The following is a 5,570-nucleotide window of genomic DNA, read 5'->3' as shown; positions in this document are numbered from 1 at the left end:
CAACGTCACGCGGCCGACCCGCACCCACTAACGAGGGACAAAACGGTCAAGCCGAAACGGACGGGAGGGGATCAAATCCCTCTGACGAATCGAGGATGATCCCGCTCTTCCTGATGCCCGCCAAGATGATCGGGCGCCGGCTGCAGCGTGTCACCCGAACCCGCATGCAGTCGGACGCGGAACTCGGTTCCCTGATGAACGAACGATTCAACGCCTCCGGCGCGATGCTTTCGATCCTGTACGGCAGTCGGCGTCGCGACGCCGACGAGTTCGGCCGGCACTCCGGAAGGCTGCGGGACGTAGGCGCCAAGTCGGCGGTGTACAGCCGGCTGTTCCTGATAGTGGTGGCCCTGTTGACCGCGCTGACCACCGCGGTGGTCTACGGGCTGGGCGGAGTCCTCGCCGTGCGGGGAACCCTGGAAATCGGCACGCTGGTGGCGATGGTGGCGCTGCTGATGCGGCTCTACGGACCGATTAACCAGCTCTCCAGCATCCAGGTGGGCATCATGACCGCCCTGATCAGCTTCGAGCGGATCTTCGAGGTCCTCGACCTCAAGCCGCTGATCGATGACCGCGGGAGTGCTGTCCCCGTACGGCGCGGCGAGCAGGCGCCCGAGGTCAGTTTCGAGGGCGTCACGTTCCGCTATCCCTCGGAGCAGATCTCGATCGCCTCACTGGAGCCGGCGGCGGAGCAGACGGCCGGCGGTCCGGTACTGCACGACATCACCTTCCGGATGACCGCCGGCTCCATGACGGCCCTGGTCGGGCCGTCGGGCGCGGGCAAGACGACGATATCGAGCCTGATCCCACGGCTCTACGATCCGACCGAGGGCAAGGTACGTCTCGACGGCGTCGACGTCCGCGACCTGACTCTCGAATCGCTACGCGACAGTGTCGGCGTGGTCAGCCAGGACGCTCACCTGTTCCACGACACGATCCGTGCGAATCTGCTGTACGGATGCCCGGAGGCCGGGCCGGAGGATCTCGAAGAGGCCTGCGCGCAGGCCCTCATCCTGGACACGATCCGGGCGCTGCCAGACGGATTCGACACTGTCGTCGGTGACCGTGGATACCGTCTTTCCGGCGGCGAGAAGCAGCGGCTGGCCTTGGCCCGGCTCCTGCTCAAGGCGCCGTCGGTCGTCGTGCTCGACGAGGCCACCGCCCATCTCGATTCGGAGAACGAAGCAGCGATCCAGCGCGCTCTGCGCACGACCCTGGCCGGCCGGACGTCGCTGGTCATCGCTCATCGCCTGTCCACCGTCCTGTCCGCCGATCAGATCCTCGTCGTGGCCGACGGCCGCATCCGCGAGCAGGGCACACACGAACAGTTGCTCGCGCGCGGCGGCATCTACCACGACCTTTACCGTACGCAGTTCGCCACGCAGAAGATCTCCGCCGGAAGCGTCGACGACGCGCTTCTGGGCGAGCCGGTCTGACGTCCGCCACCCGTGCTCTGCCGAGGGCGGAGCCGAGCCAACGAGGTGAAACATGACCCAGCAGCCCCTGATGGAGCTCGCCGTCAATCCGAGCGGCGACAAGTGGTACGTGGCCGCCGATTTCGTGCCGCTCGGCGCGGTGGTCGTCTCATGGGCCGCGACTGCGGTGGAAATTCCAGCGGACCGCTATACCGTGCAGGTCGGCCGGAACCGCCACATCGACACCGATGCCGTCCGTTACCTGAATCACTCCTGCGTGCCGAGTACGTTCGTGGACGCTGTCACCGGCAATGTCGTCGCACTGCGCCCGCTCTCGCCCGGTGATCCACTGACGTTCTTCTACCCCGCCACCGAGTGGGAGATGACGTCGCCGTTCGACTGCTGGTGCGGCAACGACGGCTGCCTCACCAGAGTCACCGGCGCCCGCATACTGCCGGCCGACACGTTGCGGCGGTACGCGCTGAACGACCACATCCGGGATCTGCTGGCAGAACGCGACGGATTCCCGGCCTTCACCGCGGCGGCGGCGCCGTCGCTCGAGGTCTGAACGGGACCGGAGAAGCGGTCCCTGAGCACGGACGAACTGCCATCGTGGTCCCTGGACGCGATGGCAGTACCGCGTTACGAACCCTGCTCGCCGGCGGGGACCGGAACCAGTCCGGACCGGTAGGCGAGAACGACAGCCTGCACTCGATCACGCATATTGAGCTTGCCGAGCAACCGAGCGACATGCGTCTTGACCGTCGCTTCCGACAGATGCAGTCGCGTGGCCAGTTCCGCGTTGCTCATGCCCTGCGCGAGCAGGGTCAGAACCTCGAACTCGCGAGGCGTGAGCGACTTCAGATCTTCCGGGACGGCACTCCGAGGCCCTGATCGCGCGCGTAACGCTCGACGAGCCGTCGGGTGATCGAGGGCGCCAGCAGCGCGTCCCCGGTCCGCACGGTGCGGACCGCGGCGACCAGTTGCTCCGGGCTGACGTCCTTCAGCAGGAAGCCGCTGGCACCCGCCGTGAGCGCCGTATAGACGTAACGGTCGACGTTGAACGTGGTCAGGATGATGATCTTTGGAGGTCTGGTCATGCCGCCGACGATCCGCCGAGTCGCTTCCAGCCCGTCCATCTGGGGCATCCGGATGTCCATCAGCACGACGTCGGGACTGGTGCGCCGGGCCAGAGTGACGGCCTCCGCGCCGTCGGCGGCCTCACCGACCACCTCGATGCCGTCGGCAACGAGGATCATCCGGAAACCCGTCCGGACCAATGCCTGGTCGTCGGCGACGACCACTCTCAGACGATCCGTCATTAGTCCTCCAACCGGATCCGAGCGGCGCAGAAGCCACCGCCGGAACCAAACCGGCGTCCAGGGTGCAATCGTACATAGTCGCTCGTTCCCGCACGTCGAGCATGTCGGCGATACATGCCTCGACCCGGATCCGGACCGCGTCGGGAGCCGCCCGGCGGTCGTCGCCTGACCGTGCCGAGGCGTGAGCGCTCCCGGCCTACATCAAAAGGATGACACCGCCGTCGCATTACCTCCGATTGCCGACGCGCGACCTGAGCTGAAGCTTCTAGATTTCAGCTGCCAGAGATGACAATCGAGGGGAAGACTATCCATGCCCGCGCCCGTGATCGAGTTGAGCGACGTCAGCCGGACATACGACGAGGGGCCACCCGCGCTCCAGGACGCCTCCCTGGTGATCCAGCCGGGCGAGGCGGTGGCCATCCTCGGCCCGTCCGGCAGCGGAAAGTCCACCATGCTCAATCTCATCGCCGGCCTGGACCGTCCGGATACGGGAACCGTGACGGTGGACGGAACGAGGGTCGACCAGCTCAATGAGGCCGAGCTGACACGCCTCCGGCGTACCAAGATCGGAATGATCTTCCAATTCTTCAATCTGCTCGACGACCTCACCGTCGTCGACAACATCGCGCTCCCCGCCCAGTTGGCCGGCATGGGACGCCGTGAGGCCCAGAGTCGTGCACTGGAGCTGCTGGGGAACCTTGACATCAAACGGCACGCCAAGGCCTACCCGGGACGTCTCTCCGGCGGCCAGCGCCAGCGCGTCGCCGTGGCGCGGGCACTCATGAACCGGCCTCCCCTTCTGCTCGCCGACGAGCCGACCGGCGCGCTCGACCACGCCTCGGGCAAAGACGTGGGAAGGTTGTTGAACGAGCTGAACGCCGACGGGCAGACGATCGTCGTCGTGACTCACGACGAGGCGCTGGCCGAATCGTGCACCCACCGGACCGTCCGCCTTCTCGACGGCCGGATCTCGGCGGACACGACCACGGCGGCACGGCGGTGAGTGCCGCAGGCCGCGTGATCAGCGCGGGGATCCGCCGGCGCAAGGTGCAGACGCTGGTCGTTGCGTTGGCAACGCTCATGGCCGTCACCGCCTCGGTGCTCGGCGCCGGGCTCGTCGCCGCCTCCGACGCACCGTTCGACACCGCGTTCGCCCGGGAGCGGGGAGCGCACGCGACTGTGCTGTACGACGCCGCGCAGACCGATGTGCAACACCTGTCCAGCGCGGCGGCCGCGGCTGCCGTGGCGTCATCCGCCGGCCCGTTCGCGGTGGCGTCCGCGACGCCTGAGATCAAGGGCGACGCCGGGTACGCCCCGCTCACCGTCGTCGGCCGCCCCGGTCCGGACGGTCCGGTGGACCGGCTGACCCTCACCGAGGGTACCTGGGCGACGCAGCCTGGCCAGGTGGTCCTCAATGTCGACGGAGAGATCTTCCCGGAGCTGGGCCTGCGGCTGGACTTCCCGCAACTGCCCGGCAAGCCGACGTTGACCGTCGTCGGCGTGGCCCGTTCGGTCACTCGTTCGGCCTCGGCGTGGGTCGCGCCGTCGCAGATCGCCGGTCTCCTTCCAGCCGGCCGTCCGGGCGGTTATCAGATGCTCTACCGGTTCCGGTCGGCCGCAACGGCGGCCGAGGTCGATGCGGGCACCGCGGAGGTGAACGCCGGCCTGGGCCCGCACGCCGTTGCCGGCGTGCAATCCTGGCTGACAGCCAAGGAGGAGGCCGACCGGAACACCGCTCTGTTCATCCCGTTCCTCGTGGCGTTCGGACTGCTCGGCCTGATCATGTCCGTACTCATCGTGGGCAACGTCGTGGCCGGTGCCGTCGGAACCGGGATCCGGCGCATCGGCATCCTGAAAGCCGTCGGGTTCACTCCCGGCCAGGTGGTCCTGGTGTACATCGCCCAAGCCCTGGTTCCTGCTTTCGCGGGAATCGTTATGGGTGTCATCGCCGGCAACTTCCTGGCCCGGCCCGTGATGGCCGACGCCGAACAGGTCTACGGATCCGCTTCGCTGACCATCGCGCCCTGGATCGATCTGGCCGTCGCGGCCGGCGCCGTCCTGATCGTCGGGCTGACCGCCTGGGCCACCGCCTGGCGGGCCGGACGGCTACGCACCGTCGAGGCGATCGCGGTCGGCCGCACACCCAGGCCGGGCCGTGGCCAGCGAGCCGCTCGCCTGACCGCCAGGCTGCCGCTGCCCCGGGCAGTCACGCTCGGCCTGAGCCGGCCCTTCGCTCGGCCGGCTCGAGCTCTCGCGATGACCACCGCCGTGCTCTTCGGCGCGATCGCCGTCACCTTCGCGCTCGGGCTCGGATCAACCCTCGACCACATCATGACCGCACGCGCCCACGACGTCGCCGACGTGACCGTGCGACCGGGCGAAGACAGCGTGGCCGACGCCGCCACCGGCATCCCTTCGGCGTTGTCGGCGCGGCCGGAGACCAAAGCCTTCTACGGCGAAGGCACGACCCAGATGACCATCGCTGGAACTCCGGGTTTCACCAACGTCATCGCCTTCACCGGCGACGCCTCCTGGGGCGGTTACGAACTGTTGCGCCCCGGGTTAGATGGAGACATCGAAACCTGGAGGAACACCGGCGATGCCTGCACCGAAGAAGTACAACGATGATCTGCGTGAGCGTGCGACCCGGTTGGCGGTCGAGGCCCGCCGGGACCCGGTGTCCGCGGTCGGGGCGATCCAGCGGATCGCCGGGTCGCTCGGGGTTCATCCGGAGGCGTTGCGCACGTGGGTGAAGAAGGCCGAGACCGACGCCGGCGTACGGCCGGGCACGACCAGCAGCGACGCCGAACGTATCGCCGCGCTGGAACGGGAG

5 protein-coding genes and 1 pseudogene are annotated in these 5,570 nt (G+C 68.0%); 5 read left to right on the top strand and 1 reads right to left on the bottom strand.

The window, feature by feature from the left end:
* The first annotated feature begins 95 nt into the window (after nucleotides 1-95).
* Both CLV70_RS38485 and CLV70_RS38480 read left to right on the top strand, forming a co-directional pair.
* Complete coding sequence (locus tag CLV70_RS38485; RefSeq protein ID WP_245908813.1) at nucleotides 96-1,436, top strand: ABC transporter ATP-binding protein; 1,341 nt, start codon at nucleotides 96-98, stop codon at nucleotides 1,434-1,436.
* A 52-nt stretch (nucleotides 1,437-1,488) separates the two neighbouring features.
* Entirely contained in the window at nucleotides 1,489-1,983 is a 495-nt protein-coding gene (locus tag CLV70_RS38480) for an SET domain-containing protein-lysine N-methyltransferase (protein ID WP_106131546.1), read from the top strand.
* Nucleotides 1,984-2,057: 74 nt separating this feature from the next.
* Here the strand turns inward: CLV70_RS38480 and CLV70_RS38475 are convergent.
* Nucleotides 2,058-2,737 (bottom strand): annotated as a pseudogene (locus CLV70_RS38475) (response regulator).
* A gap of 310 nt (nucleotides 2,738-3,047) precedes the next feature.
* Here CLV70_RS38475 and CLV70_RS38470 point away from each other — a divergent pair.
* From CLV70_RS38470 to CLV70_RS38460, 3 genes are all read left to right on the top strand, one after another.
* Complete coding sequence (locus CLV70_RS38470) at nucleotides 3,048-3,740, top strand: ABC transporter ATP-binding protein (RefSeq protein ID WP_106131545.1); 693 nt, start codon at nucleotides 3,048-3,050, stop codon at nucleotides 3,738-3,740.
* 14 nt (nucleotides 3,741-3,754) lie between these two features.
* Nucleotides 3,755-5,365, top strand: a complete 1,611-nt coding sequence (locus CLV70_RS38465) for an ABC transporter permease (protein WP_106131544.1) — start codon at nucleotides 3,755-3,757, stop codon at nucleotides 5,363-5,365.
* Nucleotides 5,337-5,570 (top strand): transposase (locus CLV70_RS38460; protein ID WP_146164007.1); only part of this gene is annotated, 234 nt, incomplete at its 3' end. The genes CLV70_RS38465 and CLV70_RS38460, both read left to right, overlap by 29 nt.

This window comes from Pseudosporangium ferrugineum (assembly GCF_003002065.1).
GTDB classification, from domain to species: domain Bacteria; phylum Actinomycetota; class Actinomycetes; order Mycobacteriales; family Micromonosporaceae; genus Actinoplanes; species Actinoplanes ferrugineus_A.
This window is presented reverse-complemented; position numbering and strand designations above follow the sequence as displayed.